Source organism: Frigoribacterium sp. ME-P-080 (genome assembly GCF_030209595.1).
In the GTDB taxonomy this organism is placed as follows: domain Bacteria; phylum Actinomycetota; class Actinomycetes; order Actinomycetales; family Microbacteriaceae; genus Frigoribacterium.
This window is the reverse complement of sequence record NZ_JARVRR010000003.1, coordinates 516,342-542,534: the sequence shown is the minus strand read 5'-3', so window position 1 is coordinate 542,534 and position 26,193 is coordinate 516,342. Positions and strand designations below refer to the sequence as shown.

At 73.5% G+C, this 26,193-nt stretch carries 26 protein-coding genes; 14 read left to right on the top strand and 12 right to left on the bottom strand.

All coding sequences use genetic code 11. The features are described from left to right. Window positions 1-31 precede the first annotated feature (31 nt). From QRN23_RS07695 to QRN23_RS07680, 4 genes are all read right to left on the bottom strand, one after another. Complete coding sequence (locus QRN23_RS07695) at window positions 32-1,015, bottom strand: alpha/beta hydrolase (RefSeq protein ID WP_201298975.1); 984 nt, start codon at window positions 1,013-1,015, stop codon at window positions 32-34. Further along, window positions 1,008-2,582 (bottom strand): MFS transporter, encoded by a 1,575-nt coding sequence (locus tag QRN23_RS07690; RefSeq protein WP_350224695.1) that lies wholly within the window; start codon window positions 2,580-2,582, stop codon window positions 1,008-1,010. The genes QRN23_RS07695 and QRN23_RS07690 overlap by 8 nt, the downstream gene beginning before the upstream one ends. A gap of 142 nt (window positions 2,583-2,724) precedes the next feature. Next, window positions 2,725-3,735, bottom strand: coding sequence for an AraC family transcriptional regulator (locus tag QRN23_RS07685; protein WP_285063097.1), 1,011 nt, complete (start codon window positions 3,733-3,735; stop codon window positions 2,725-2,727). Between the two features lie 252 nt (window positions 3,736-3,987). After that, window positions 3,988-4,458 carry a GNAT family N-acetyltransferase gene (locus tag QRN23_RS07680; protein ID WP_056046772.1) on the bottom strand — a complete coding sequence of 157 codons (471 nt, stop codon included), beginning with the start codon at window positions 4,456-4,458 and terminating at the stop codon, window positions 3,988-3,990. A 51-nt stretch (window positions 4,459-4,509) separates the two neighbouring features. On the opposite strand from QRN23_RS07680, the gene QRN23_RS07675 reads away from it, so the two are divergent. Then, a complete protein-coding gene (locus tag QRN23_RS07675) occupies window positions 4,510-5,106 on the top strand; it encodes a TetR/AcrR family transcriptional regulator (RefSeq protein ID WP_056046770.1) in 597 nt (198 codons plus the stop codon). A 24-nt stretch (window positions 5,107-5,130) separates the two neighbouring features. Here QRN23_RS07675 and QRN23_RS07670 read toward each other — a convergent pair whose 3' ends face one another. Then, window positions 5,131-5,781, bottom strand: coding sequence for an NAD(P)-dependent oxidoreductase (locus tag QRN23_RS07670; RefSeq protein WP_056046768.1), 651 nt, complete (start codon window positions 5,779-5,781; stop codon window positions 5,131-5,133). Between the two features lie 62 nt (window positions 5,782-5,843). Here QRN23_RS07670 and QRN23_RS07665 point away from each other — a divergent pair, with 62 nt between their 5' ends. From QRN23_RS07665 to QRN23_RS07650, 4 genes are all read left to right on the top strand, one after another. Further along, on the top strand, window positions 5,844-6,446 hold the full coding sequence (locus QRN23_RS07665; protein WP_056046766.1) for a TetR/AcrR family transcriptional regulator: 603 nt from the start codon (window positions 5,844-5,846) through the stop codon (window positions 6,444-6,446). A gap of 74 nt (window positions 6,447-6,520) precedes the next feature. Beyond that, a complete protein-coding gene (locus QRN23_RS07660) occupies window positions 6,521-7,753 on the top strand; it encodes a DUF2254 domain-containing protein (RefSeq protein ID WP_285063096.1) in 1,233 nt (410 codons plus the stop codon). 726 nt (window positions 7,754-8,479) lie between these two features. Further along, window positions 8,480-8,911, top strand: coding sequence for a LexA family protein (locus tag QRN23_RS07655; protein WP_143048573.1), 432 nt, complete (start codon window positions 8,480-8,482; stop codon window positions 8,909-8,911). Beyond that, the gene (locus tag QRN23_RS07650; protein WP_056046762.1) at window positions 8,904-10,223 is read left to right on the top strand and encodes a Y-family DNA polymerase; all 1,320 of its coding nucleotides are present in this window, start codon (window positions 8,904-8,906) and stop codon (window positions 10,221-10,223) included. The genes QRN23_RS07655 and QRN23_RS07650 overlap by 8 nt, the downstream gene beginning before the upstream one ends. Here QRN23_RS07650 and QRN23_RS07645 read toward each other — a convergent pair. Beyond that, entirely contained in the window at window positions 10,210-11,610 is a 1,401-nt protein-coding gene (locus tag QRN23_RS07645) for an MFS transporter (protein ID WP_285063095.1), read from the bottom strand. The two genes, QRN23_RS07650 and QRN23_RS07645, sit on opposite strands and share 14 nt — an antisense overlap. After that, on the bottom strand, window positions 11,607-12,140 hold the full coding sequence (locus tag QRN23_RS07640) for a winged helix-turn-helix domain-containing protein (RefSeq protein ID WP_285063094.1): 534 nt from the start codon (window positions 12,138-12,140) through the stop codon (window positions 11,607-11,609). Before QRN23_RS07640 ends, QRN23_RS07645 begins: the two co-directional genes overlap by 4 nt. A gap of 345 nt (window positions 12,141-12,485) precedes the next feature. On the opposite strand from QRN23_RS07640, the gene QRN23_RS07635 reads away from it, so the two are divergent. Further along, window positions 12,486-13,415: an acetamidase/formamidase family protein gene (locus tag QRN23_RS07635; protein ID WP_159827500.1), complete on the top strand. Its 930-nt coding sequence runs from the start codon at window positions 12,486-12,488 to the stop codon at window positions 13,413-13,415. 225 nt (window positions 13,416-13,640) lie between these two features. Then, on the top strand, window positions 13,641-14,210 hold the full coding sequence (locus QRN23_RS07630; RefSeq protein ID WP_056046758.1) for a manganese efflux pump MntP: 570 nt from the start codon (window positions 13,641-13,643) through the stop codon (window positions 14,208-14,210). A gap of 48 nt (window positions 14,211-14,258) precedes the next feature. Here the strand turns inward: QRN23_RS07630 and QRN23_RS07625 are convergent, their stop codons facing one another. The 3 genes from QRN23_RS07625 to QRN23_RS07615 are packed head-to-tail and all read right to left on the bottom strand — an operon-like array spanning window position 14,259 to window position 17,552. Further along, window positions 14,259-15,764, bottom strand: coding sequence for a serine hydrolase domain-containing protein (locus QRN23_RS07625; RefSeq protein ID WP_277960306.1), 1,506 nt, complete (start codon window positions 15,762-15,764; stop codon window positions 14,259-14,261). 34 nt (window positions 15,765-15,798) lie between these two features. After that, window positions 15,799-16,482, bottom strand: a complete 684-nt coding sequence (locus QRN23_RS07620) for a hypothetical protein (protein ID WP_285063092.1) — start codon at window positions 16,480-16,482, stop codon at window positions 15,799-15,801. Next, window positions 16,482-17,552, bottom strand: a complete 1,071-nt coding sequence (locus QRN23_RS07615) for an EamA family transporter (protein WP_350224694.1) — start codon at window positions 17,550-17,552, stop codon at window positions 16,482-16,484. Before QRN23_RS07615 ends, QRN23_RS07620 begins: the two co-directional genes overlap by 1 nt. Before the next feature lie 92 nt (window positions 17,553-17,644). On the opposite strand from QRN23_RS07615, the gene QRN23_RS07610 reads away from it, so the two are divergent. From QRN23_RS07610 to QRN23_RS07600, 3 genes are all read left to right on the top strand, one after another. Beyond that, window positions 17,645-18,220, top strand: coding sequence for a CGNR zinc finger domain-containing protein (locus tag QRN23_RS07610; RefSeq protein WP_082460336.1), 576 nt, complete (start codon window positions 17,645-17,647; stop codon window positions 18,218-18,220). A 90-nt stretch (window positions 18,221-18,310) separates the two neighbouring features. Continuing rightward, window positions 18,311-18,796 (top strand): MarR family winged helix-turn-helix transcriptional regulator, encoded by a 486-nt coding sequence (locus QRN23_RS07605; protein WP_285063091.1) that lies wholly within the window; start codon window positions 18,311-18,313, stop codon window positions 18,794-18,796. 87 nt (window positions 18,797-18,883) lie between these two features. Continuing rightward, complete coding sequence (locus QRN23_RS07600; protein ID WP_056046752.1) at window positions 18,884-19,324, top strand: OsmC family peroxiredoxin; 441 nt, start codon at window positions 18,884-18,886, stop codon at window positions 19,322-19,324. A gap of 113 nt (window positions 19,325-19,437) precedes the next feature. Here the strand turns inward: QRN23_RS07600 and QRN23_RS07595 are convergent, their stop codons facing one another. Further along, window positions 19,438-20,496, bottom strand: coding sequence for a magnesium and cobalt transport protein CorA (locus QRN23_RS07595; RefSeq protein ID WP_056046751.1), 1,059 nt, complete (start codon window positions 20,494-20,496; stop codon window positions 19,438-19,440). A gap of 571 nt (window positions 20,497-21,067) precedes the next feature. Between QRN23_RS07595 and QRN23_RS07590 the strand changes: the two genes are divergently transcribed. From QRN23_RS07590 to QRN23_RS07575, 4 genes are all read left to right on the top strand, one after another. Then, window positions 21,068-22,036, top strand: coding sequence for a D-isomer specific 2-hydroxyacid dehydrogenase family protein (locus QRN23_RS07590; RefSeq protein ID WP_285063090.1), 969 nt, complete (start codon window positions 21,068-21,070; stop codon window positions 22,034-22,036). A 160-nt stretch (window positions 22,037-22,196) separates the two neighbouring features. Further along, entirely contained in the window at window positions 22,197-23,144 is a 948-nt protein-coding gene (locus tag QRN23_RS07585) for an aldo/keto reductase (protein WP_173151505.1), read from the top strand. A 113-nt stretch (window positions 23,145-23,257) separates the two neighbouring features. Further along, window positions 23,258-23,893: a hypothetical protein gene (locus QRN23_RS07580; RefSeq protein WP_056046745.1), complete on the top strand. Its 636-nt coding sequence runs from the start codon at window positions 23,258-23,260 to the stop codon at window positions 23,891-23,893. Window positions 23,894-24,055: 162 nt separating this feature from the next. After that, window positions 24,056-25,501 (top strand): NtaA/DmoA family FMN-dependent monooxygenase, encoded by a 1,446-nt coding sequence (locus QRN23_RS07575; RefSeq protein ID WP_350224693.1) that lies wholly within the window; start codon window positions 24,056-24,058, stop codon window positions 25,499-25,501. Window positions 25,502-25,584: 83 nt separating this feature from the next. Here the strand turns inward: QRN23_RS07575 and QRN23_RS07570 are convergent, their stop codons facing one another. After that, the gene (locus QRN23_RS07570; protein WP_192124459.1) at window positions 25,585-26,064 is read right to left on the bottom strand and encodes a hypothetical protein; all 480 of its coding nucleotides are present in this window, start codon (window positions 26,062-26,064) and stop codon (window positions 25,585-25,587) included. Window positions 26,065-26,193: the final 129 nt, after the last annotated feature.

Genomic DNA, 26,193 nt, shown 5'->3' with positions numbered 1-26,193 from the left:
TGATCGTGACCGGGCTCCATCTCGGCCTCGATCAGGCGGCAGAGCCGAGGAGGCGCCCGGTCCAGTCCCGCAGGGCCGCGACGGCTCGGCGCGACAGGGTCGCCTGCGGCAGCATGCTCGCGGAGCCGTGGAAGGCCCCCGGCCACACGTGGAGCTCGGCCTGCACCCCGGCCGCCCAGAGCGCCCCCGCGTAGGCGACGGCTTCGTCGCGGAACACCTCCGCGCTGCCGCAGTCGACGTAGGCCGGTGGCAGGTCCGCGAGGTCGGTCGCGCGGCCGGGAGCGGCGTAGAACGACACGCCGTCGTCGTCACCGCGACGGTCGCCGAGGTAGGCGTCCCAGCCGAACCGGGTCATCTCCCGGTCGGCGACGCCCACCCCGTCGAACTGTCGGGCGGAGACGGTCGCGTCGCGGTCGTCGAGCATGGGGCTGACGAGCACCTGCCCGAGAAGGGCCGGGCCTCGTCGATCACGGGCCAGGAGGGCGGTGCCCGCGGCGAGCCCGCCCCCGGCGCTCTGGCCGACGACGACCATGCGGTCGGGGTCGACGCCGAGCTCGTCGGCGTGCTCGGCGACCCAGACGAGACCGGCGTAGCAGTCCTCGACCGGGTAGGGGTCGGGGTGCTCGGGCGCGAGGCGGTAGTCGGGGCTGACGAGGACGACGTCGTGCACGAGCAGCCAGTCGTCGTACGAGTCGAGGTTGCCGAGGTGGTGGCCGAACATCATGCCGCCCCCGTGGATCGCGTAGGCGCAGGCCGCCGGCCCGGTGCGGCCGATCCGCTGGACGACCGCGAGGTCGATCGGGTCGCCGAGGTGCCCGGGGACGGTGATGCTGCGCCTCTCGAGACCGCGGGCGCGCAGTCCTTCGTCGAGCTGCGCCTCCGTCGTCTCGAGCTGTCGCATCCGGGGCAGCATCCCGGTCTCGAGGCGGAAGCGGCCGCGGGCGTCCATCGCCTCCAGGAAGGGCGCGAACTCGGGGTCGAACGGCGGACGGGGCAGGGCGGTGGTGTCAGGCACGGGAGGTCTCCTCGGTGGTGGTGGAACGGGTCGGGGTCGAGAGCGGTTCGGGGGCGGGTTCGGTGCGGCCGGGGTCGCCGCGGCCGGGGTCGGCGCGGCCGCGGTCGGCCCTGCCGTCGGCGGCCCGGGCACGGGTCGTCCCGACCACGACGAGCGCGGCGGCGACGACGGCGAGCCCGAGGCCCGCGACCGTCAGGGCGTCCTGGAACGTGGCCAGACGTGCGGTCGTCCAGGTGGTCGTGGTGATGCTGCCGCCGACGAGCACGGCGACGACCGTCCCGGCCACGGTGACGGCGGCACCGCTCGCGAGCTCGCTCGACGTGTCGACCAGGGCGGCACCGACCGAGGTGCGGTCGGCGGGCAGGCCGGTGAGCACCGAGGCGCCCGCGACGACCCCGACCACGCGCATCCCCGCCGCGACCAGCACGAGCGCGACGAGCACCCACACGTACCCGTGGCGACCCAGGGCGCCGAAGACCGCGAGGCCCGCGACGACCGACGCCGCGCTGATCCCCGCCGCCCGGGCCAGACCGACCCGCCGGACGAACGGCCCGACGAGGCGACCGCCGGCGAGCAGCACGACGACCTGCGGAAGCGTCCCCACGGCGGCCAGGGCCGGCGGCCAGCCCCAGGCGAACTGCAGCTGGAGCGTCACCAGGTACGAGAGCCCGGCGACGGCGAGGCCCGACGCCGCCTTGAACGCGAGGCCGCTCGACACCAGCGGACGGGCGAGCAGTGAGAGGTCGACCACCGGGTGCCGGGCGGACCGCTCCCGGGCCACGAACCCGACGGCGCCGACGACGGTCACGGCGACGCCGAGCCACCCCCACCCGGAGGTGCCACCCGACTCCACGAGGACGGTCGGCGTCACGAGGGCGGTGGACACGGTCGCCGAGCCGAGCAGCGCTCCGGCGACGTCGACCGGGTCGCGTCGGAGCCCCGCGGGGTCGTCCCGGGCGACACCGAGCCCGATGCCGACCAGGGCCAGCACGGCGATGGGAGCGTCAGCGAGCAGCAGCACCTGCCACGGGGCGACGGCCAGCACGAAGCCGCCGACCGTCGGTCCGACGGCGAGGCCGACGAGCCCCGCGGTCGAGATGACGGTCAGCGCGCGGACGCGCAGGCCCTCGTCGTCGAAGAGGCGGAACGCCAGCGCCATCGACCCCGGTGTGGTCATCGCGGCCGCGACCCCCATGAGCACGCGGACGGCGACGAGTTCCCCGGTCGTCGTGACCGCCGCGGTGGCGAGGCTCGCCGCGGCCAGCAGGACGAGTCCCGTCATCATCACGCGGCGGCGGCCGACGCGGTCGGCGACGGCGCCGAACAGCAGCATGAGCCCGCCGAAGGCGACCGAGTAGGCGGCGGACACCCACTGCAGCCCCGTCGTCGAGGCGGCCAGCTCGCGGCCGATCGTCGGCAGCGCGACGTTCAGCACCGAGTTGTCGAGCATCTCGAACAGGAACACCGCGGACAACCCGGCGAGGGCGATCCAGGCGTCCGAGAGGCGAGGAGGCGCGTCGCCGGTGCGGAGGCCGGCGCGGCGGATGAGGTGGGGGCTGGGCGACACGAGGGCGCACTCCTTCGAGGGAAGAAGTGGCGGATCGTCCGATGCCGCGTGCGGGTGCGTCGCGGATCGCGACGCCTTTTACCTCAGTGAAGGAGACGATACACGGACCGCCGGCGATGACGGAACCCGCGCCTCCGACCGCTCAGCGCGCCAGGGTGTCCTTCGGGTGCTCGCCGAAGCGGGCCAGGTACGCGGCCGAGAACCGGCCCATGTTCCCGAAGCCCCAGCGGCCGGCGACCTCCGAGACGAGGGTCGTCCCCGGGTCGCCCGCGACGAGGTCCTGGCGCACCCGGTCGAGGCGGACGTGTCTCAGGTACTTCGACGGACTGGAGCCCAGGTGCTCGTTCATCAGTTGCTGCAGGGTCCGGGTGTGCATGCCGGCGGCCGTGGCGATGTCCGCCGACGAGATCGCCTGATCGGCGTAGGCGTGGACGTACTCGGCGACGAGTCGCAGGCGTTTCGTCCGCTCGGTGCGCAGGGAGTCGGGGACGTCGACCGCTCGCCACGGGAACACGTCCAGCAGCGTTCTGACGATCGCCGTCTGGGCGCTGTGGCGGGCGAGGGGAGGGGTCCGCGGGTCGACGATCGTCGGGGTGGCGGCGCCGAGGGTGCGCTGCCAGGCGGCGAGGGCGACGTCGCTCGGCACGGCGGCGTAGTCGAAGACGATCCGTTGCGCCGGCCCGGCGTGGCGTTCGGTGGCGACCTCCTCGAAGAAGGCGCCGTCGATGTGGACGATGCCGTGCCGGTGGGGTGTCATCACGAACGAGAACGACGTCTCGGTCGGGGTCAGGAACGGCCGGGTGCCCACGCTGGTGAGTTGCCCGGTGGGGTGGTCGATGGTCACGGAGCCCTGCTGGAACCACGACACGACGTAGTCCCGCGACCACGGGATCGTGCCCTGCAGGTGACCGGTGAAGGTGCCGGTCTGCAGGGCCAGACGGGCGTCGCCGGCGGAGGCGAAGCGGAACGCGAACGGCTCCGAGTCGACGCGGGCGCGGAAGTCCCGGCCGGCGAGGACCGTCTGCAGACTGTCGCGCGCCTCCTCGACGTCGTCGCTCGACCAGGCGTCCCGGCGGAAGTCGTCGGGTGCGCGCTCGTCCGTTGCGCGCTCGTCGGGCGCCGGTCCGGTCGCGGGCATGTAGGTGCTGGGCACGGTGATCTCCTGGTCCTCCTCTCCGGGTCGCACGCTGGTGGGACGTGGCCTCAGCAATGGGGACGAGGGTCGAGCAGGTTTCGTCACGAATCGCCGACGGGAGGTCTGACGGACACGATGCCGCATCCGCCGGCGACTGTCTCTACCCCAGAAGACGTGCCCCGCCCCGAGGGGGATGCCCCGCCGCGGGTCGGGAGGGCGCCCGCGGGTCGGCAGGGCGCCTGCGGGTCGACGGGGTGCCGCGGCCGCGGCTCAGACGTCGCGGGCGAAGCAGACCGACTCGGCCGACCCGGCGTACGAGCCGAAGAGCGGGATGCTCTCGTAGCCCTCGCGTTCGTAGAAGCGGATGGCGTCCGGCTGGAGGATGCCCGTCTCGAGCACGATCCGGCGGGAGCCCAGGTCGCGTGCGGCGTCCTCGAGGGCTCGGAGGACGGCGGTCGCGACCCCCGATCCCCGCGCCTCGGGCGAGACGTACATGCGTTTGACCTCGACCGTGGCCGGGCCGACCACCGTGTCGGCGAGAGGGCGCAGGCCACCGCAGGCGATCGGCCGGCCGTCGTCCGCGCGGGCGACGAGGAACACCGGGACGTCGGCCGCCGACGGCGGCGTGCCCGGCTCGTGGTCGTCGCTGCCGTACCGGGCGTCGAGTTCGACCCGCTGTGCGCGGCGGAGGCCGTCGGCGTCGGGGTGGTCGAAGGGGGTCCGGGTGATCGTCCAGCGCATGGGTCGTCCTTTCGTGACAACCGTTACGGTAACATGCGTTACGATCACGGGATGAGCAGGACGCGTGACGTGGACGACACCCGGAGGCGTCTCTCGGACGCCGTGTTCACGACCCTCGCCGAGCGCGGGCCGACGGGGCTCACCCTCCGCGCGGTCGCCGAACGGGCGGGCTGCACCACGGGCCTCGTCCTGCACACCTTCCGGGACAAGCAGGCCCTGCTGCTCCACGCCCGGGACGTGCTCCACGAGCGCACCCGCGAGCGCTCGGACGCGCTCGAGGGCGATGCCGGCGACGCGGTGGCCGCCGTACGCGCCGTCGTCCTGGGCACCCTGCCGACCGACGACGAGCGTCTCGCCGAGGCCCGCGTGTGGGTCGGCTTCCTGGCCGCGGCGCTCGACGATCCCGTCCTGGCCGAGCGGCACGCCCTCGCCAGCCGCGCCTTCGCCGACCGTCTGACGCGACTGCTCGGGGTCGGTGATCCCGGGGGCCACGACGAGGCGGGCACCCGGGCGGCGGCCCTCGTCGCGGCGGTGGAGGGGGTCTCGAGCCTGGCGACCGGCGACCCCGGCCGCTGGACCGCGGCGCGCCAGGTGCAGGCTCTCGAGGTCGTCCTCGCCGCCGCCCTGCGGACCAGCGCCCCGCGGTAGTCGATCAGCCGCACCGGTGGTCGATCAGCCCCGCCGGTAGCGGCTGCCGTCGCAGGTGTGGACGGCCGAATCATCGAAGAGCAGCCGCAGGTCGTAGGCGGCGCAGTCGGCGAACGTGCCGATGCTGATGAACGAGGAGGAGCGGTGCAGTTCGCCCTTGGACGGGCCGTCGGAGCCGATGCCGGCCCGGTGGACCATCCACTCGACGTCACGGGCGTCCTGGTCGAGGTAGCGCATGACGGCCTCGTTGTCCTCGTGCTGGCCGATGTACGCGCGGGCGATCGTGCTGCGGACGATCCGCAGCACCGGTGCGAGGGGCTTGCCCGGTGCCGCGCTCAGGCCCCCGGCCTGGTACAGGAGTCGCCGCGTGCCGCTGCGGCGCATGGCGGGGACGAGCGCTCGGACGAAGGTCGCGTTCACCTGCCGCTCGCGTTGGGCGGCCGCGTCCCCGACCATCATCACGACGGCGTCGACGCCGCCGAGCAGGGCGTCGAGGTCGAGGTCGTCGTCGAGGGAGCCCTGGACGACCTCGAGGTCGTCGTGCTCGATCGCGAGCTTGCCGGGCGTCCGCGCGAGAGCGCGGAGTCGATGCCCGGCGTCGAGTGCCAGTCGCGTGAAGTGCTGCCCGGTCTGCCCCGTGGCGCCGAGCACGAGGAGGGTGCGTGGAGTCGTCATGGCCTCAATCTAGGCGGTGTCTAGTATCTAGTCAATGACTAGTCGGGGATTAGGATCGAGGCATGACGCAGCGGCCCTTCCACCACGGGAACCTGCGCGCCGTGCTGCTGGACGAGGCGATCGAGGTCGTGCGCGAGTCCGGCGTCGACGGCCTCTCGCTCCGCGACCTCGCCCGTCGGGCCGGGGTCAGTCACGGTGCCCCCCGGAGCCACTTCGTCGATCGGCAGGCGCTGCTCGACGCGCTCGCCGGAGCCGGGTTCGAGCGGCTCACCACCGCGGTCCGACGCGCGCTCGACGGCGGGGGAGGTCGGACGGAACGCCTCCATCGCGTCGCCCGGGCCTACGTCGACTTCGCCGTCGACGATGCCGCGCTGATGGAGCTCATGTTCCAGACCAAGGTGACGACGAAGCCCGAGGCCGTGCACGAGGCGGCGGGCACCCTCTTCGCCGTCCTCGACGGAGCCCTGGGGCCGACGGAGTCCGAGGCGTCCGGTGACGAGTCGCGCGACCACTTCAAGATGCTCTTCGCGGCGACGATGCAGGGGATCGCCTCGCTGGTCGCCTCCGGCCGCATCGAGCGCCCCCTCGGCGACCGCCTGGTGGGCACGGCCATGGACACGATGCTCGACTCCGACCTCGGACGGCGCGTGGTCACGACCCGCTGATCGGCGGGGGCGTCGGTGGCGGCGTCCTCCCCTCCGGCGGTGCCCGGCGGGAGGCACCGTCTACGCTCGGCGGCATGCTGTCGTTGACCCGCGTGCGGGAGTCGTTCTGGTTCCTGCCCGCCGTGTTCGGGCTCGTCGCCGTCGTCCTCGCCGAGGTGCTGGTGACGGTCGACCGGTCCCTGCCGACGACGGTGACCGAGGGGCTGCCGCTGCTGGGTGCCCTCAGCGCCTCCGGGGGACGGTCGTTGCTCTCGGGCATCGGGACGTCCATGCTGACCGTGGCCGGGACGTCGTTCTCGATCACGATCTCGGTGCTCGCCACGACGTCGTCGACCTACGGCCCGCGACTCGTCCGCAACTTCATGGCCGACCGCGCCAACCAGTTCGTGCTGGCGACCTTCACCTCGACCTTCCTCTACTGCATCGTCGTGATGCGCACCGTCCACACCGAGGTCGACGACACCAGCGCGTTCGTCCCGGTGATCGCCGTCCACGTCGCGGTCCTGCTCAGCGTGTTCGACGTGGGGGTGCTGGTCTTCTTCATCCACCACATCGCCGGTTCGGTGCAGATCACCTCGTTGCAGGCGCGGGTGCTCGACGACCTCCGGGCCGTGACCGACGTCGTCTACCCCACGAGCCCGGCCGACGACGTCAGCCAGGAGGCGCGGGTCCGGTCCTCGGCGGACGATCCGCTCCAGGCCGACGCGGCCGTCGTCCGTGCCGACGCCGACGGCTACGTGCAGACCGTCTCATGGGAGGCGCTCCGCCGCGTCGCCGTGCGCGAAGGCCTCGTCGTCGACGTCGTCGCGATGCCCGGCCGGTACGTGATCGTGGGGGACCCGCTCGCGGTGACCAGCGCCTCCCCGGGGTCCGACACGGTCCGTGAACTGCGACGGGCGACCACCCTGGGGCCCGCCCGGACGCCTCACCAGGACGTCGGGTTCGCCCTGCAGCAACTCGTCGAGATCGCCGTGCGCGGTCTCGCCTCGGGGAGCAACGACCCCTACACCGCGGTGAGCGCGCTCGACATGTCGGCCGGAGTGCTCGTCCCGCTCTGGCGTCGGGGCGAGCCCGTCACGGCGCTGCTGGACGACCGGGGTGCACCCGCCGTCCTCGTCACGTGGCCGTCCGTGGAGGCGCTCGTCGACTCGCTGTTCCACACCGTCCGCACCTACGCCCCCGACCAACCGGCCGTGCTGGCGGCCGCGCTGCGCCTCGTCGAGCGGCTCGACGAGGTGGCCCCGTCGGCCCGCGCCGGTCGACTGGTCGATCACGGGACCGCCCTCCGGGACGCCCTCGCCGGCTGAGGCTCCCGCCGCCGACGACCGCACGCGCCTGCGTGCCGGGGGGCGGGGCTCGGCAGTGCGGACGTGCACGTCGCGTCGGGACCGTGCCGTGCGCTCGGGTCGTCACGCACTCGTGTCGGCAACTCCGGGCTGGTGCCGCAGCGCCGAATCCCGGGCCCCGAGTCCCGGGGCTCGCGCAGCTCGGTGCGACACCAGGCAGGAATTGCCCGCACCACGAGGCGACGCGCAGGGCGGGGTGCCGGGGTGCCGGGGTGGCGGCGGGGCGTGCCGGGGGTGCGGGCGCGCTCGGCTCCGGTCGGGACCGCGCGTCACCACGATCCCCGTCGGCAACTCCGGGATGGTGCCGCAGCGCGAATCCCCGGGCCCGGAGGCTCGGGGCCGCCGCGGAACGTCGCAGCACGAGGCAGGAATTGCCCGCACCGCACCGCACCGCGTGGCGACGCGCAGGGCGGGGTGCCGGAGTGCCGGGGCGGCGGGGGGTGGCCCGAGGTGCCGGGGCGGGACGTCGTGCCGGTGGCGCGGCACTCGTGGGGTCGGTGGTCGCGGTGGTGTGGCACCCGCGGGGTCGGCGGTTGCGGCGGGGCGGCCGCGCCGGCGTGGAGCGCGGTGTCGGTGGTCTGACGTAGCGTCCTCGGTGGGAGGCGTGATGAGAGACCACCGGCAGTCGTCCGTGCGAACCGGCGTGCGCCTCCTCGGCGACCCCCGTGCCGGGTGCGAGGGCACACGGTGACCGCCGTCATCGGCCCCGTCGGGGGCGACGAACGTCCCGACCACCTGTTGCCGCAGCAGGCCGCCGAAGCCGTCCACGCCGGTTTCCCCTCCCCGGCGCAGGGCTACTACAACGGGCCGGTCGACCTCAACCGGCACCTGATGCGCGACCCCACCGCGACGTTCCTGGTGCGGGTCAGCGGCGACAGCATGACCGGCGCCGGCATCTTCGACGGTGACGAGCTCGTCGTCGACCGGGGGCTCGACGCCCACGACGGCCACGTGGTCGTCGCGGTCGTCAACGCCGAGCTCACCGTCAAGCGCCTCTCGTACCGGCAGGGGCGGATGGTGCTCAGCCCCGAGAACCCGGCCTACCCCGAGATCGTGCTGTCCGAGCTCGACGAGGCGACGATCTGGGGCGTCGTGACGAGGTGCCTGCACCGTGTCTGAGTCCGCTACGACATCCAGGTCGACCGCGTCCGAGCGCAGCGTCGCCATCGTCGACGCCAACAACTTCTACGTGTCGTGCGAGCGCGTCTTCAACCCGGCCCTCGAGGGGCGGCCGGTGGTCGTGCTGTCGAACAACGACGGCTGCGTCATCGCCCGTTCGCAAGAGGCGAAGGCGCTGAACGTCGACATGGCGGCACCGTGGCACAGCATCGCCCCGATCGCGGCGATGCAGGGCGTGGTCGCGGTGTCGAGCAACTACGAGCTCTACGGCGACATGTCGGCGCGGTCGGCCGAGATCCTGAGTCGGTACACCAGCGACCAAGAGGTGTACTCGATCGACGAGTCGTTCATCGAGCTGACCGGTTCGCTCGACGACACGATCGCCCAGGCCCGCGAGATCCGCCGCGCCCTGCGCAAGCTCATCGGGCTGCCCGTCAGCATCGGCATCGCGCCGACCAAGACCCTGGCCAAACTCGCCAACCGGGGTTCGAAACAGAACGCCGCCCTCGCCGGCGTCTGCCACCTGGGCAGCTACGCCCCCGAGCAGCAGACGGCGATCCTCGCGAGCGTCGACGTCGGCGACGTCTGGGGCATCGGTCGCCGCACGGCGAAGAAGCTCGCGCCGCTCGGCATCCACACCGCGGCCGACCTCCGCGACGCCGACGCGGCCCGCATCCGCACGCGCTTCGGCGTCGTGCAGGCCCGGGTGGTCCACGAGCTACGAGGCGTCGACTGCCTGCCGATCGAGCAGGTGCAGCCCGACCGTGAGCAGATCTACCACTCGCGGTCGTTCGCGGTGCCCATCACGACCGTCACCGAGCTCGAAGAGGTCCTGTCGGTCTACACGCAGCGAGCCGCGGCCCGGTTGCGCGGGCAGGGGTCGTTGACGCGCATGATGCGCTGCTTCACCGCGACCTCGCCGTTCTCCGACAGCGCCGCCCACACGAACCACTCGGTGTCGGTGGCGTTCCCCGAGCCCACCGACGACGCCGCCCTGCTGTACCGCTCGGCCATCGCCGCCCTCGGGCCGCAGCTCGAACCCGGCAAGCGCTACGTCCGGGCGGGCGTCACCCTGATGGAGCTCACCCCGCGCGACGAACACGCGAGCCTCGACGTCTTCGGCGAGGCCGACGCGGCACCGCCCGCCTACGGCGCCGTCATCGACCGCATCGCCGGCAAGTTCGGCGAGGACACCCTGGGGCTCGGCATCGCGGGTCTCCGCCACCGGCGCGGGTGGTCGATGAAGCGCGACATGGTGTCGCCCCGCGCCACCACCCACTGGGACGAGTTGGCGACCGTCAGGGCTCGGTGACCCGTGGGCGCACCTCGTCGGTCGTCAGTCGGCGGACGCCCGGCGTCGAGACGGCCGCGAGGGTCGCCGACACGATGATCGCGGCGCAGACGAGCAGCGTCGGTCGCGTGCCGACGTGCTGCGCCGCCGGCCCCGCGAACACCTCGCCGAGCGGCACGGCCACGAACGAGCCGACCATGTCGTACGAGTAGACCCGGGCCAGGGAGGCGCGGGGCACGTGGCTCTGCAACGACTGGTCCCACGAGATGGCGAAGATCTCGAGGGCGACGCCACCCAACAGGAAGGCCACCACCAGCGCGGGCACCACCGGAGCCAGTCCGAGCGTCGCCACCGGCACCCCCGTGACGGCCATCAGCCCCACGCCCACGGCGAGGCCGTGCCGGGGCCGCCAGCGCAGGGCGACGACGGCTCCGAGGCCGAGGCCGACCGTCTGGGCCGCGACGACCAGCCCCCAGGCCGCCCGCCCGAACGACCCGTCCGCCACGACGGGGCCCAACACCGTCGTCGCCCCCACGAACGCGGCGTTCAGCACCGCGAACTGCGCCACCACGATCCAGACCCACGAGCGCCGGGTGAACTCCTGCCACCCCTCGCGCAGATCGGCGATCACCGACGAGCCCGAGCCAGCGCCCGAGCCCGAGCCCGGGCCCGAGCCCGGGCCCGGGCCCGAGCCCGGGCCCGAGCCCGGGCCCGAGCCAGCGCCCGCCCCTGCGCCCGCCCCCGGGCCCGAGTCCGCCCCGCCGCGCGACGGGCTGCCGGGCCGGACGGGCAGCCGCAGCCGCGAGTACAGCACGCCCGCGAGGGCGAAGCCCGCCGCGTCGACGGCGAGGCCCCAGCCCGGACCGACCACCGCCACGATCCCCGCCCCCGCCGACGCCCCGACGACGCTGCCGCCGTTGAGGCCGAGGCGCAGCAGCGCGTTGGCGGGCCGCAGCAGGGCGTCGGGCACCGTCTCGGGCACGAGGGCCGCCGCCGCGGGCAGGCTCACGGCCGCGACCGCCCCGTTCAGCACGCTCAGCACGACGAGCAGCGGGATCGTCGCCGACCCCGTGACGACGAGCGAGGCGACGACGGCCTGGGTCCCGGCGGCGGCGAGCGACGTCCCGACGAGCACGACGTCTCGCCGCAGCCGGTCGGCGATCACGCCGCCGAAGAGCAGCACCGCGACGTTGGCGATCGACCGGGCCGCGACGACCAGGCCGAGGTCGGCCGCCGACCCGGTCAGGTCGAGCACGGCGAACGCGAGGGCGATCGGGGCGACGGCGTTGCCGAGCACGCCCGTCGTCCGAGCCGCGAGCAGCCAGCGGAACGGGCCGTGCGCGAGGGGACCCCGGCGGTCGTGAGGGGCCCGGGGGACCGAGGAGGCGCCTCCTGCGTCCCCGGTCACGGTCGCCTCATCGGGAACAGGGCGGCCGTCATCGACACCGGGTTCGTGCCGGGCGTCCGGGGGCGCTGCGCGGCGGCGTGCAGGAGGGCGGAGGCGTGACCCACGTGGCGCACGACCCGCTGCCAGGTCTCGGGGTCGACCCAGAGCTCGGCGTCGGTCGAGATCTGGGGGCCATCGGCCCGCCGCGGGGAGCGGCGACGCAGCTCGTCGGCCAGGGCGTCGACGTAGCGGGCGCGTTCGACGTCGGTGTCGTCGTCGGTCCCGTCGACGGAGGGCGGGACGACGGGGAACGGCTGCGCCGACGAGAGGTGCCGGTAGCGCTTGGCCTCGCCGCCGCGGATCGTGACCACCTCGACGACCTCGACGAGACCCACGCGCTCGAGCACGCGCAGGTGGTAGCTCGCCGTCGCCTGCGACAGCCCGAGCTCGCGACCGGCCTCGGCGGCGCTCATCGCGACGCCGGTCAGGAGCGACAGGAGGCGCAGGCGGATCGGGTGGGCCGTGGCGCGGAGTTCGTCGAGTGCGGACATGCGGCCATCGTGCAGGCCGACGCGTCCCACCGTCAAACGGGTCTTTGGGGGTCGGCTACGCCACCTCGTGCCGGATGGTCGACCTCCGTCCGGGTGAGGGACGCCGAGGGGATTCGCGCTACTTCGAGGTCGCGAGCCCCACGAGGGCGGCTGAGATGAGGCCGGCGCCGACGACCGAGATGGCGATGATGAGGACGTGGAAGAACAGGACCATGGGGGCGTCGGTCTCTCTGTGAGCAGGTGGGGCGGGGTCTGGGCGGAACAGGTCTCCATCGTACCGACGGCCCCTGGGCGCGGCACGTCCGGCGGGGCGTCGGTGTCGGCGTCGCGGCCTACGCTCGGACGATGACGACCCACCGCCTCGACCCCCGCACCGACACCGCCCACGAGGTCTTCTCGCGCGACCACGCCCCCGTCCTGACGATCGACCCCGGTGACACGGTCGTCGTGCGCTCGCTCGACGCCTCGGGCCACCTCGAGCCGCAGACCGTGCCCGGCGAGGTCACCCCGTACCTGTTCCCGACGCGGCGGGGTCACGCCCTGACCGGTCCGATCGCCGTCCGCGGGGCCCGGCCGGGTGACATGCTCCAGCTCGACCTGCTCGCGCTCACCCCCGACGACTGGGGCTTCACGGTCGCCGCGGCCGCCGACACCCCGATCACCCGCCACCTCGGCCTGGTCGACGCCGAGGCCGCCTGGCTGCTCTGGAGCATCGACCGCGACGCCGGCACCGCCACCGAGAGCCGGGGCCTGCGTCGACCGATCGCGCCCTTCCTCGGCGTCATGGGACTCGCCCCCGCCGAGGCCGGCGAGCACTCGACCATCCCGCCCCGCACCTCCGTGGGCGGCAACATCGACTGCCGTGACCTCGTCGCGGGCACGACCCTCTGGTTGCCGGTGGCGGTCGACGACGCCCTGCTCTACCTCGGCGACGGGCACGCGGCCCAGGGCGACGGCGAGGTCGGGGGCACCGCGATCGAGACCGGCATGACGACGGAGGCGCGGGTCGGCCTCGCCACGGACCGCCCGCTCTCGACGATCCACGCCGAGACCCCCGAGGCGCGCATCACCTTCGGCTTCGACGCCGACCTCAACGCCGCCAGCGGCGACGCGCTCGCCGCGATGGTCGAGTGGATGCGTCAGCTCTACTCGCTCGACGCCGCCACGGCGCTGGCCTTCGCCAGCACGGTCGTCGACCTGCGCGTCACCCAGGTCGCCAACCGCACCTGGGGCGTGCACGCCGTGCTGCCCCGCGACGTGCTCGTCCCCGCCTGAGCCGCGCCGCGCCTCCTGATCCGCGCCGCGCCTCATAACCGTCGGCCGGGGAAGGCGTTCGGCGCGCGACGCCCCGCGCGACGGTTCGCCGACACCACGGATTCGGCGCGCCGAATACCTCTGATCAGGGCTTTTCCGGCCGAGGAGGCGCGTCGGGCATGGCAGGATCGTCAGGTTCCGAGACAGCGGTGTCTCCACCCGACCGTCTCGAAAGGCGCTGCCCCCATGTCGTTCTGGGCCCTCTTCCTCATCGCGCTGGGCGTGTCCGCCGACGCCTTCGCCGTCGCCCTCGGCAAGGGCCTGCACATGACGCGGTTCAACGCTCGTCATGCCGTCGTCATCGCCGTGACGTTCGGCGCGTTCCAGGCGTTGATGCCGCTGCTGGGCTGGCTGCTCGGCTCGACGTTCGCGCAGTACATCGCGCCGTTCGACCACTGGGTCGCCTTCGGGCTGCTCGCCCTGATCGGCGGCAAGATGCTCTACGAGGCGTTCTCGTCGGGCGAGGACGACGAGAAGGACACCGACCGGCTGAACCTCCGCGAACTCGCCGTGCTCGCGATCGCCACGAGCATCGACGCCCTCGCGGTCGGGGTGACCCTGGCGTTCCTGCCGGTCTCGATCGGCTGGGCGATCCTGCTGATCGGTGTGACCACCACCGTCCTGACCTTCGTCGGCGTGCTCGTCGGGCGCCGGGTGGGTGCGAGGTTCGGCAAGCCGGCCGAGATCGCCGGTGGCGTGATCCTCATCCTCATCGGCGTGAACATCGTGCTCGAGCACACGGGCGTCCTCGGCTGAGTCCTGCGCCGACCCAGCCGGGTCGGCGCCTCGGAGGCGCGGGTCGCGTCAGTCGCGCGGCATGCGCAGCTGCGCCAGCGCGGGTGCGTGCAGCGGCTGGGTCTCCCACAGGGCCGTGAAGGTCCCGTCCGACTCGTCGAGCGTGAGGTGCAGGCGGTGCGGCGTCTCGAGGAAGACGAGGTCGACGTGCAGCAGGTCGGCCGACCGGGTGGCACTCGCGGCGACCGGCGCGGCGGAGCCGGCGCCTGAGCCGGCCCCGCCGACCGAGTCGTCGGTGACGACCCAGTCCTCGGCCTCGACCCGGACCACGAGGCGGGAGTCGCCCTCGACGAGGGTGAGCGTCGTCGCGGCGTCGGCCGAGGCGTGCAGGTCGACCAGGGTGAGGTCGGGCTGGTCGTTGCCGTCGGCCGCGGTGAACGACACGAGCCGGTCGGTGCCGGGGGAGTCCTGGTCGCCGTCCCGCGCCTCCTCGTCCGCCGGTCGGACGGGTGCGGCGTCGTGCTCGGTGGGACCGGCGACCCCGGGCAGTGCCAGGTCGGCGAGGCGGGACGCCAGGGCGGCGTCGGCCGGGGCGCCGCCGACGCGCGCCGCGTCCGTCCCGAAGGCGGGCAGCAGGTGCGCCCACGCCGCGTCGAGCACGGCCTGCATGTCGAGCGACTGGCCGGTCAGGGCGAGCACGACGTCGTGTTCGGGCAACACGACGGCGAACTGCCCGTAGGCGCCGTCGCCGCGGTAGCCGTGGCGGGCCATCCAGAACTGGAACCCGTAGCCCTGCGCCCAGTCGGGGTTCGACTCGCCCGCGTTCGAGACGTGCGAGCGCGTGGCCTGGGCGACCCACTCGCGCGGCAGCAGCTGCACGCCGTCCCACTCGCCCTGCTGTAGGTAGAGCTGGCCGAGGGCGGCGATCGCGTGGGTCGTGGCGTGCAGTCCGCTATAGCCGAGCTCGCGGCCGGACGCGTCGCGCTGCCACCCGACCTCGCCGATGCCGAGCGGGTCGAGCAGGCGTGGTCGCAGGTACTCGCTCAGCGGCTGGCCCGTGACGCGCTGCACGATCGCGCCGGCGGCGAAGGTGCAGGGCTGGTTGTAGGCGAAGACGGTGCCGGGCTCGTCGTCGGGCGGCGTGAGCAGGAAGCCCCGGACGACGTCGACCGGGTCGACGGCGAGCGCACGGTCGAGGGTCTCGGCGCGGTGCCCGCTGGCCATCGCGAGCACGTGGCGCACGAGCATCGAGCGGCTGCGCGGGTCGGTGACCTCGTCGTCGAGTTCGGGGAAGTGGCCGAGCACGGTGTCGTCGAGCCCCATCAGGCCCTCGGCCACGGCGAACCCGACGGCCGACGACGTGAAGCTCTTGCTCAGCGAGTAGAGCAGGTGGGCGCGGTCGGCCGAGTACGGAGCCCACCAGCCCTCGGCGACGACCTGCCCGTGGCGCAGCAGCATGATGCTGTGCGGCTCGACGCCGGCCGTGGTCTCGAGGGCGTCGACGAACGCGGCGATGCCCGCCGCGTCGACGTTCTGGGCGGAGGGCGTGCTGCGCGGCAGCGTCGTCGGAGTCACCCCCCGACCCTATGCCCGGCCCCGGAGGCGCGGGTCAGGTCGCGAGGGACGTCAACCGCAGGTCGACGAGTGGCACCCGGTCGCGAGGCAGCACCACGAGGACGATCGAGCCGTCGACCTCGGTGCCCCAGCCGACCACGTCGGGATCGGTGTCGATCAGCGCGGCGTCACGCCCGATCCCGTCGACGACGAGCACCGCCCCGGGCTGCGCGTGCCGGGCGGTCACGGGGGAGTCCAGCACGGGCGAGCCGCCGTCGGGTCGGATGCTCCGTCCCTCGGCGGTGTTGACCAGGACGTGGTTGACGTGCCGAGCGAGGTGCTCGGCCACGGATGCGGGTTGGTCGGACGGCGCCGGCTCGCCGGGCGCGACCAGGGTGACCACCGCCTCCCACAGCATCGGGTACCGGAACGCTCGTAGCCCGGCCACGAACCAGTCGGGCTGCCCGGCGGCCAGGGCGTCGGCCAGGTGGCCGTCGATCTCGGCGACGTTCTCGACCAGGTTCGACGGGGCATCCGGGTCGGAAGGGTCGGCGACGAACACGTAGTTCAAGGCCACCTCGACCAGCACGTCGTCGTGGCCGACGGTGCCGGGCTGCGACAGGTCGAGTCGGGGCTGGTCGACGAACGTGAAGAGGGGGCGTCCGAACGCTGCGGCGATCTCGACGGCCGTCCGTGGACTGGGCTGGGCGTGCAGGTCGGTGTTCTCGACGGGGTCCATCACCCCAGGGTCGCACCTCGGCCGTCGGTGGCCACCGTGTCGACGACGGGCGGCTCGGCCACCGCGTCGCCGAGGGGCGTCTCGGCCACGGCGTCGGCCACGACCACGGCCTCGCGGGTGCGTTCGGCCCGGACGAAGCCGATGCCGACCACGATCAGCAGGCCGCCGCCGAGTTGCAGCGGGGTCAAGGCCTCGCCGAGCAGCAGCCAGGCGTAGAGCGCGGCGGCCGCCACCTCGAGCAGGCCGACGAACGACGCCAGGCGGGAGCCGAGCATGCTGCTCGCCGTGATGCTCGTGGCGTACGCGACCGCGGTGGCGACGACGCCGACCACGAGCATCGGCACCCACCACGGCACGATCGCGTCGAACAGGGGCACGTCGGCCGCGGAGGTCGTGAACGGCACGAGGCCGGTCAGTCCCAGCAGTCCCAGCAGCCCGGCGCCGACGAGCAGGCCCGAGGCCGCCAGGGCGACCGGGGGCAGGTCGCCGCTCGGCCGGGCGGCGAGCACGAAGTAGGCGGCGCAGCAGACCATCGCCGCCCCCGCCAGGGCGAGCCCGACGGGGTCGAGGGCCACGCCTCCGCTCGGGGCGACGACCAGCAGGAGGCCCGCGAAGGCGATCACGGAGCCCACGAGCACGACGGCCTGCGGGACGCGTCGCGAGGTCGCCCAGGCCACGCCGACGAGCAGCAGCGGAGCGAGGTACTCGACGAGGATCGCCGTGCCGACCGGGATGCGCACCACCGCGGCGAAGTAGAAGACCTGGGTGCCGGCGACCCCGACCACCGCCATGCCGAGCACGCGCCACCGGGCACGCCAGATCGGACCCAGGCGGCCCCGGAGGGCGAAGAGGGCGACGGGGGCGAGCACGACCCCGCCGATCAGGGCGCGGACCGTGACGGCGGCCACGGGACTCCAGCCCGACTCGAGCAACGGCTTGACGAACGGGCCCGAGAATCCGAACGAGGCGGCGGCCAGCAGGGCGACGAGCAGGCCGGCGGTGGTCGAGGCGGGGCGCCCCGCGGCGAGGGGCGTCGTCGCGATCGTGGTCGTGGTCGCACCGGTGCTCACGAGGACTCCTTGTGTCAGGGCCGTCGTGCACAATGGGTGCTGACGCGCCGTCTCTGTGGCGAGCGTAGAACCGTCCTTGACAAGGAGTCAACTTGCATTTCGCCCCTGACACCGAAGACGTCCTCGAGTTCAACGTCGCCCTGGTCAACACGGGTGCCGGCGCGAGTCGGTCCGGTGGCGACGAGCTCTCGACCCGTGCCGAGCTGACGGCCCTGCTCGACTCGTTCGCCTTCTCGGGCCGCTTCGACCGGGATGACGCCGAACTGGCCTCGGTGCAGGGCGTCCGGGCCGAACTGCGACGCATCTGGACGCTCGAGCGCGACCTGCTCGCCGCCGAGGTCAACCGCATGCTGGCCGACAGCGTCTCGTCGCCCCGGCTCGTGCGACACGACGCCCTCGACTGGCACCTGCACGCGACGAGCGACGACGCGCCCCTGGCCGACCGCATCCGCGTCGAGTCGGCCCTGGCGCTGGTCGACGTCATCCGCACCGACGAGACCGGCCGGCTGCGGGCCTGTGCCGCCGAGGACTGCGACGGGGTCTTCGTCGACCTGTCGCGCAACGGGTCCAAGCGGTTCTGCAGCGTCCGCTGCGGCAACCGCGTCAACATGATCGCCTTCCGGGAACGCCGGGCCGACGTCGACCGAGGCGGGTTCGACGTCGACTGAGGCGGGTTCGTCGCCGCCCGTTCCACGTCACGCAGGATGCCATTCGATTGTGCACAACCAAATCGCGCGCGACGTGCTACAGTCGCCGACATGACGACAGCAGCCGACACGACGACCCCGGGCCCGGCGCCCGTGCTCGACGAGCAGATCTGCTTCGCGCTCTACAACGCCTCGCGTGCCGTCACGGCGCGGTACCGCGACCTGCTCGCGCCGCTCGGCCTCACCTACCCGCAGTACCTCGTGCTGCTGGTCCTCTGGCAGGGCGGCCCGACGACCGTCTCCGAGCTCGGCCACCAGCTGCAGCTCGAGTCGGGCACGCTGTCGCCCCTGCTCAAGCGGCTCGAGGCCCACGGCCTGGTCACGCGCACGCGCTCGGCCTCCGACGAGCGCACCGTCGACGTCGCCCTGACCGATGCCGGGGTCGCGCTCCGCGAGCAGGCCGCCGGCTTCGCCGACCAGATCTGCGGCGCCACCGGTCTCGAGCTGACCGACCTGCAGACGCTGCGAGCCGACATCGCCGCGCTCGCCGCCGCCGTCCGGGCGAACACGGCCGCCCTCACCGACCAGCACCTCTGACCCGCCTCACCGACCGACCAGAACACCCCCGAACACCCCACCCCGGGCCGACCCCGACGTCGGCCCCTCCCTGAAAGAAGGCACCACATGCCCACTCGCACCTCACGCACCGCCTGGAACGGCAGCCTCGAGACCGGCGAAGGCCAGGTCGAGCTCTCGAGCTCGAAGCTCGGCACCTATGACGTCTCGTTCCCCAAGCGTGCCGCCGACGACGCCAACGGCTCCACCAGCCCCGAAGAGCTGCTCGCCGCGGCCCACTCGGCTTGCTACGCCATGCAGTTCTCGGCCGTCCTCGGCCAGGCCGGCGGCACCGTCGAGGCGCTCGACGTCAAGGCCGACGTCTCGCTCGGCCCGGACTCGGCCGGCGGCTTCAAGCTCACCGGCATCGCCCTCACCGTCCGCGGCGAGGTCTCCGGCATCGACGAGGCCGGCTTCCTCGAGGCCGCCCAGAACGCCAAGGAGACGTGCCCGGTCTCCAAGGCCCTCACCGGCGTCGAGATCACGCTCGACGCCGCGCTCGAGGCCTAGGCCCCGACCGCAGCACCGCACCGCCTCGTGGACGCAGGAGGCGCGGGTCACCCGACCCGCGCCTCCTGCGTTCTCTGCGTCACCGGCCCGACGGCGTCACCGGTGCGACGGCGTCAGAGCCACTTCTTCCACTTGAAGACGCCCCAGATGCTCGCGCCGACCGCGACCATGGCGGCGACCGCCATGGGGTAGCCGAACTGCCAGTGCAACTCGGGCATGTGGTCGAAGTTCATGCCGTAGACGCCGCCGACCAGGGTCGGGGCGAACAGGATGGCCGCCCAGCCCGAGATCTTCTTGACCTCGTCGTTCTGCTGCAGGCCGACCTCCGACAGGCGCCGGGTCTCCTCGTTCTGGGCGAGCCCGGCCTCGGACAGGCGCCGCATCTCGTCGTTCTGCGCCTGGGTGACGAGCGTCGAGTGCACGGTCAGCGCGTTCTCGAGCAGGGCGCGGAACGTGTCGGCGCGCTCGCCGATGCGCAACACGTGGTCGAGCACGTCGCGCAGCGAGCGCTGCAACTCGACGTCGACGCCGTACTTGTCCGACCCGCGCAGCAGGTTCTCGAGCATCCCCCGCAGCGGGCTCGTCGCGCGCTGGAAGCTGATCACCTCGCGCAGCAGTTCGTAGATGCGCCGTGAGACCTCGGGGTCGCCGCCGAAGAGTTCGTCCTCGATCTCGTCGATGTCCTTCTCGATGCCGGCGACGACCGGGCCGTAGCCGTCGACCACCTGGTCGAGCACGGCGTAGAGGACGGCCTCGGGTCCGAGGGCGAGCAGCTCGGGGTTCGACTCAAGGCGGCGCCGCACCCGACCCAGGTCGGGGTTCTCGGCGTGCCGGATCGTGATGACGAAGCCCGGACCGACGAACACGTGCACCTCGCCGAACTCGACCGTCTCCTCGGCGTCCAGGTAGCGGGCCGACCGCAGCACGACGAAGAGGGTCTCGCCGAAGCGCTCGAGCTTCGCGCGCTGGTGGCCCTTGAGTGCGTCCTCCACGGCGAGCGGGTGCAGCTCGAACTCCTGCGCGATCGAGCGCACCTCGTCGGGGTCGGCGCGGTACAGCCCGATCCAGGCCATGCCCTGGTGTTCGTGCAGCAGCTCGAACGTCTCGTCGAGGTTCGCCGGGCTGTCGGTGCGGTGTCCCGCGACGTAGATGCCGTTGTCGATGAGTGCCATGGTCTGCGCTCCTGCCGTTCGGGGTGCGACGACCGTCCGTCGAGGGACGATGTCGTACCGGTGGTGGTCACGACAGCCGTGCGGACGGCGGGTGTGCGGTGGGGGCCGGGGCGACGCACACGGGCGACGAGACGACACCGGGGTGTCGGGTCGTCGACGACGTGCGTCGACAGGAGACGTCGGTGCCCGTGGGCCTCGCTCGTGGTCGGTCGGGCCCGCTGCTCAGACGAGCGGGGCGGACGGCGCGATCACGGAGTGATGCCGCGGGGCGCCAGTACTGTCACCAGCCATCGCCGCTCACCTGCCTTCCGTCGTGCTGCCGCCGGGCCTGGTGGGGCCGTGGGCCCGCCTGGGCCGTGGGACAGCGTACCCCCGGGGGCCGCGACCGTCGACCGTCGTGCGACGGGAGCGACGGGTCGGGGTGAGGGGAAGGAGGCGCGTGTCGCCGTTGACCCGTGCCTCCCGCGTCCACGATCGGGTTTCGCGACCTGCAGACGGCGTCACTCTGCCACCGGCTCGACGCAGACACGAGCCTGAGTCGCTTTCGTGACCGGATCGATACGGTGGAGCGATGAGCACCGTCGCCGTCACCGTCCTGCCCTCCGCCTCCGCCGACTCCGAGGCGTCGTCCGGAGACGCCTGGGGCGTCGCCCCCGCGACGAGGGCGGTGGACGCGACCGACGCCCGCCTGGTCGAGCTCGGCGACGAGACCGACATGATCGTCCTCGGTGGCCGCGTCGACCAGGACGCCCTGCGCGCGGCGATCGACGAGCACCCCCGCGTCCGCGTCGTCCAGCTGCCGAGCGCCGGGGTCGACGCCTACGTCGAGACCATGCAGGCCACCGCCCGCGACGGCCTCGTCTTCACCAGTGCCAAGGGCGCGTACAGCGCACCCGTGGCCGAACACGCCCTGGCGCTGACGCTGGCGACGCTGCGCTCCCTGCAGATCAGGGCCCGCGCCTCCTCGTGGGAGCGCGAGCAGCGCGGCATCTCGCTGAACGGCGCGTCCGTCACCATCGTCGGGGCCGGCGGCATCGGCACCGAGCTGCTGCGGCTGCTGCAGCCGTTCGACGTCGAGGTGACGATGGTGCGCCGCACCGACGAGGCCGTGCCGGGCGCCGCCCGGACGATCACGGTCGACCGCCTGGCCGAGGTGCTGCCGACCAGCGACGTCGTCGTGGTCGCCGCGGCCCTCACCGGCGGCACCCGCAGCCTGCTCGGCGCCGCCGAGTTCGCCGCCATGAAGGACACGGCCGTGCTCGTCAACATCGCCCGCGGGCCGCTCGTCGACACCGACGCGCTCGTCACGGCGCTCGCCGAGGGGCGGATCGGGGCCGCGGGCCTCGACGTGGTCGACCCCGAGCCGCTGCCCGACGGTCACCCCTTGTGGGCCGAGCCCCGTGCGCTCGTCACCCCGCACCAGGCGAACACGAACGACATGACCGAGCCGCTGTTCCAGGCCCGGGTCGAGGCGAACATCCGCGCGCTCGCCGAGGGCGGCGACCCCGAGGGCGTCGTCGACGTCGAGCAGGGGTACTGAGCGCGCACACGGGAACGCCGCGGACCTGGGAGCAGCGCGCGGCCGGGAACGCCGCGCACGCGGCAACGCCGCGGACCTGGGAACGAACCCGCGCCGCACGCGTTAGACCTGGGTAGTCGCCGCGCCGACCCGACGCGACGTTCGCGAAAGGAACCCCCGCATGCCCCTCATCGGAACATCCGACCTCGACGTCTTCCCCCTCGCCCTCGGCGGCAACACCTTCGGCTGGACCAGCGACGAGGCCGAGTCGCACTCGGTGCTCGACGCCTTCGTCGCCGGCGGCGGCAACTTCGTCGACACGGCCGACGTCTACTCGGCCTGGGCGGACGGCAACTCGGGCGGTGAGTCCGAGACGGTCATCGGCACCTGGCTCGCCCAGGGTGGTGCCTCGCGTCGCGACCAGATCGTGCTCGGCACCAAGGTCAGCCAGCACCCCGAGTTCCCCGGGCTCGGCGCCGCCAACGTCGCCGCCGCGGCCGACGCCTCGTTGACCCGCCTGCAGACCGACCACATCGACCTGTACTGGGCGCACTTCGACACCGGCGACGACCTCGCCGAGACCCTCGGCGCCTTCGACGCGCTGCAGAAGGCCGGCAAGGTGCGGCACGTCGGCATCTCGAACTTCTCGCCCGAGCGCATCACCGAGTGGGTCGAGATCGCGCGTCGCGAGGGCTTCGCGGCCCCGGTCGCCCTGCAGCCGCACTACAACCTCGTGACCCGCAAGTCCTACGAGCGCGACCTGGCTCCGCTCGCCGCCCTGAACCAGCTCGGCGTGACGCCCTACTTCTCGCTCGCCGCGGGCTTCCTCACCGGCAAGTACCAGAGCCGCGACGACATCGCCGGGGCCCGCAGCGGCAACGTCGAGGGCTACTTCAGCGACGAGGGGCTCGACGTCGTGGCCGCCCTGCGCGACATCGCGAGCGCCCACCAGGTCGAGATCGCCACGATCGCCCTCGCCTGGCTGCAGGCGCAGCCCCGCGTCGTCGCCCCGATCGCCAGCGCCCGCACCCTCGAGCAGCTGCCCGCGTTGCTGGCCAGCGCGAGCGTGGCCCTCAGCGCCGACGAGCTCGCCGCCCTCGAGACCGTCTCGGCCCGCGTGGCCGAGTAGCGCCTCCCGAACCGACGACCCGCGCCTCCGGGTCTGCCTCGGCCCGCGACGAGCGGGGGAGCGACGGACCCGGAGGCGCGGTGCGTGCAGCACCGTCGGCGTACGGTCGAGCGATGAGCAGAGCGACCCCCGACCAGCGGTTCCACGGACGCATCGCCGGCTTCGGCACGGAGTCCGGCACGCGCGTCGTCGTCGGGTTGTGGGACCGTTCGCCGCTCGGCCGCTTCGTCGACGTGATGGTCGAGGGTGCGGACGGCCACCGCACGTTGCTGGCGCCGTCGCAGGCCGTGGCCGACTACGTCTCGTCGACCTACACGTTCGACGAGGTGCGCGTGCAGCCCGTGTCGTGGCGCGGCGTCGACCGGACGCTCCGGGTCTCGGCCGGCCCCGACGACGCGGGCGGCGACGTCCTCGACCTGTCGCTCGAGATCGGGCCCGTGTCCGCGCTCGGCTGGCTGCTGAGGCTCGTGCCCCGGGCGTTCGCGACCCGCCCCGGCTGGCTCACGCTGATCGACCCGGTGGCCCGACTGATCGTCCGGGGTGCCCGCACGGCGGGCACGGCCGGTGGAGGTCGTCGCGAGTACTACGGCGTGACTCTGGCCCGCCGCATCGTCGCGGTCGACGCCCGTCTCGACGGTCGCGCCCTCGGGGCGCTGGCCCCGCTCGACCCGCCCGTGCGGTTCGGCTTCGGCTCGGCACCCGCCGATCCCAGCCTCGTCGACGTGACCACCACGATCCGCGAGCGCTGACCCGCCGCGCCGCGCCGCACCGCGTTCCGTGCACCACACCTCGTCTCGTCGCGGTGTCGTGCACGGGACGCGGTGCGGTGTGGTGCCGCCCGGCTCTCCCCTCGGGCGACACGGCGTCACCACCCGGTGGACGAGGAGGCGCGGTGCGGCACAGTAGGACGCGTGAGCACCGCAGACACCCCCGCGCCCGAGCCGTCCGCCACCGTCCCCGCCGCCTCCGTCGACGCCGGGACCCCCGCCCCGAAGAAGAAGCTGATCCTGAACCTCTTCGAGATGAACTGCGTCGGGCACATCACGCACGGTCTCTGGCGGCTGCCGCACAACCACCGCAGCGAGTACAAAGACCTGGCGTACTGGCTCGAGCTGGCCCGCCTGGCCGAGCGTGGCGGCTTCGACGCGATCTTCATCGCCGACGTGCTCGGTGCCTACGACGTGTTCGGTGACAGCCCGGCACCGGCCCTGCTCGAGGGCATCCAGGCGCCCAACAACGACCCGATGATGGTCGTGCCGGCCATGGCCGCGGTGACCGAGCACCTCGGCTTCGGCATCACCTTCTCGACGAGCTACGAGCCGCCCTTCGCGTTCGCGCGGCGGATGTCGACCCTCGACCACCTCACGAAGGGGCGCGTCGGCTGGAACGTCGTGACGTCGTACCTGCCGAACGCCGCCCGCAACTTCGGCCTCGACGCCGAGATCCCCAAGGCCGAGCGCTACGCCCGCGCCGCCGAGTACCTCGACGTGCTCTACAAGCTGTGGGAGGGCTCGTGGGAGGACGACGCCGTCGTCGCCGACCCCACCGCCGACGGGCTCGAGCCCGGATCCGGCGTCTACACCGACCCCGCCAAGGTGCACGCGATCGACCACGTCGGCGATCACTTCCGCGTCGCCGGTCCGCACCTCAGCGAGCCGTCGCCGCAGCGCACGCCCGTGCTCTTCCTCGCGACGGCGTCGCCGAAGGGCGTCGAGCAGGCGGCCCGCAACGCCGAGGTCGTCTTCACCGGCGGCCCCGCCGTCAGGGCGGTCGGCGCGGCCACGCGCGAGGCGGCGGTCGCGGCCGGACGTTCCGCCGACGACGTGTCGTTCATCGTGCAGGCCGGCGTGATCACGGGCGAGACGGACGAGGTCGTCGCCGAGAAGCTGGCGCTCTACCGCTCGTTCGCCAGCGAGCAGGGCAAGCTGGTCCACCGGAGCATCCCCTTCGACGCCCCGGCGCACCCCCGCGACCGGACCGTGCGCGAGGCGCTCGAGGCCGAGGGCCGGCTCGACCACCCGGGAGCCGCCGCGCTTCCGCTCGACATCACGGTGGGGCAGCTGATCGACTCGGTCGACGAGGCCTGGGGCGGCACGTTCTTCGTCGCCGGCACCCCGACCGTCGTCGCGGACGCCGTCGAGCGCTGGCTCGACGACGAGGGGATCGACGGCATCAACCTGCGCCAGTACCACTCGTTCGACACGCTGACCGACTTCGTCGAGCTGGTCGTGCCCGAGCTGCGTCGTCGTGGTCGACTGCGCGAGGCGTACGTGCCCGGCGAGACGCTGCGCGAGCGGTTGACCGGCGGCGGACCCCGGCTCCCCGCGACGCACCCGGCGGCGGCGTACCGGCGCTGAGCCCGGGAGGGGCGGCGCGCGTCGGCGCGTCGCTCACGTCCGTCCCGGCGACGTCCCGGTCCGGGGCGGACGCGTCGACGTGGTCAGTGGGCGGCGGGGCTGCGGTACCGAGCCGGGACCGGCGGGACGCGGAGCCACGTGGTCCGGCTGACACCGCGAGCGTCCGACCACTCGACGAAGACGGTGCCGAGGGCGACCAGAGCGTCGAGCTCGACGGGGGTCGCGATGCCGAGGGGGGCCCCGGGGCGCAGCTTGTCGCGACCCCGGACGGGGCCGCCGGGCAGGTCGACGAGCACGTCCCGCGCCGGCCGGCCGACCGTGCGCAGCACGAGGCACGTGCCGAGGGGCAGGGTGGGGTCGCTGCCGTCGTTGGGCAGGTCGAGCCAGGACAGCACGAAGGTGGCGGGGCGACGCAGACGGGTGGCGCGTTCGCGGCGGATGCGGGCCGGGCGCGCCGGCGTGGTCCGGACGGTGCCCACGGTCGCGGTGGGGTCGAGGACGAGCGCCGCGTCCGAGGGGTCGTTGGTGCCCGGGCGTCCGGTGTCGGGCTCTGCGGTGTCCATCGTGTTCTGTTCCCCTGGAGTCGTGGTGGCGTGCGTGGTCGTGTCGTCGTCGACGTGACCCTCGAACGGCTCCGTCCAGCGAACCGCACTCCGGGGTGGGGGACAACGGGGCACAGGCACCCAGTACGG

Coding starts and splice junctions, on each gene's coding strand:
- QRN23_RS07590 (WP_285063090.1), top strand. CDS start 21,068: ATGAGCACCGTCGCCGTCACCGTCCTGCCCTCCGCCTCCGCCGACTCC.
- QRN23_RS07585 (WP_173151505.1), top strand. CDS start 22,197: ATGCCCCTCATCGGAACATCCGACCTCGACGTCTTCCCCCTCGCCCTC.
- QRN23_RS07675 (WP_056046770.1), top strand. CDS start 4,510: ATGAGCAGGACGCGTGACGTGGACGACACCCGGAGGCGTCTCTCGGAC.
- QRN23_RS07580 (WP_056046745.1), top strand. CDS start 23,258: ATGAGCAGAGCGACCCCCGACCAGCGGTTCCACGGACGCATCGCCGGC.
- QRN23_RS07570 (WP_192124459.1), bottom strand. CDS start 26,064: ATGGACACCGCAGAGCCCGACACCGGACGCCCGGGCACCAACGACCCC.
- QRN23_RS07620 (WP_285063092.1), bottom strand. CDS start 16,482: ATGGACCCCGTCGAGAACACCGACCTGCACGCCCAGCCCAGTCCACGG.
- QRN23_RS07635 (WP_159827500.1), top strand. CDS start 12,486: ATGACGACCCACCGCCTCGACCCCCGCACCGACACCGCCCACGAGGTC.
- QRN23_RS07605 (WP_285063091.1), top strand. CDS start 18,311: ATGACGACAGCAGCCGACACGACGACCCCGGGCCCGGCGCCCGTGCTC.
- QRN23_RS07595 (WP_056046751.1), bottom strand. CDS start 20,496: ATGGCACTCATCGACAACGGCATCTACGTCGCGGGACACCGCACCGAC.
- QRN23_RS07670 (WP_056046768.1), bottom strand. CDS start 5,781: ATGACGACTCCACGCACCCTCCTCGTGCTCGGCGCCACGGGGCAGACC.
- QRN23_RS07630 (WP_056046758.1), top strand. CDS start 13,641: ATGTCGTTCTGGGCCCTCTTCCTCATCGCGCTGGGCGTGTCCGCCGAC.
- QRN23_RS07680 (WP_056046772.1), bottom strand. CDS start 4,458: ATGCGCTGGACGATCACCCGGACCCCCTTCGACCACCCCGACGCCGAC.
- QRN23_RS07600 (WP_056046752.1), top strand. CDS start 18,884: ATGCCCACTCGCACCTCACGCACCGCCTGGAACGGCAGCCTCGAGACC.
- QRN23_RS07640 (WP_285063094.1), bottom strand. CDS start 12,140: ATGTCCGCACTCGACGAACTCCGCGCCACGGCCCACCCGATCCGCCTG.
- QRN23_RS07665 (WP_056046766.1), top strand. CDS start 5,844: ATGACGCAGCGGCCCTTCCACCACGGGAACCTGCGCGCCGTGCTGCTG.
- QRN23_RS07660 (WP_285063096.1), top strand. CDS start 6,521: ATGCTGTCGTTGACCCGCGTGCGGGAGTCGTTCTGGTTCCTGCCCGCC.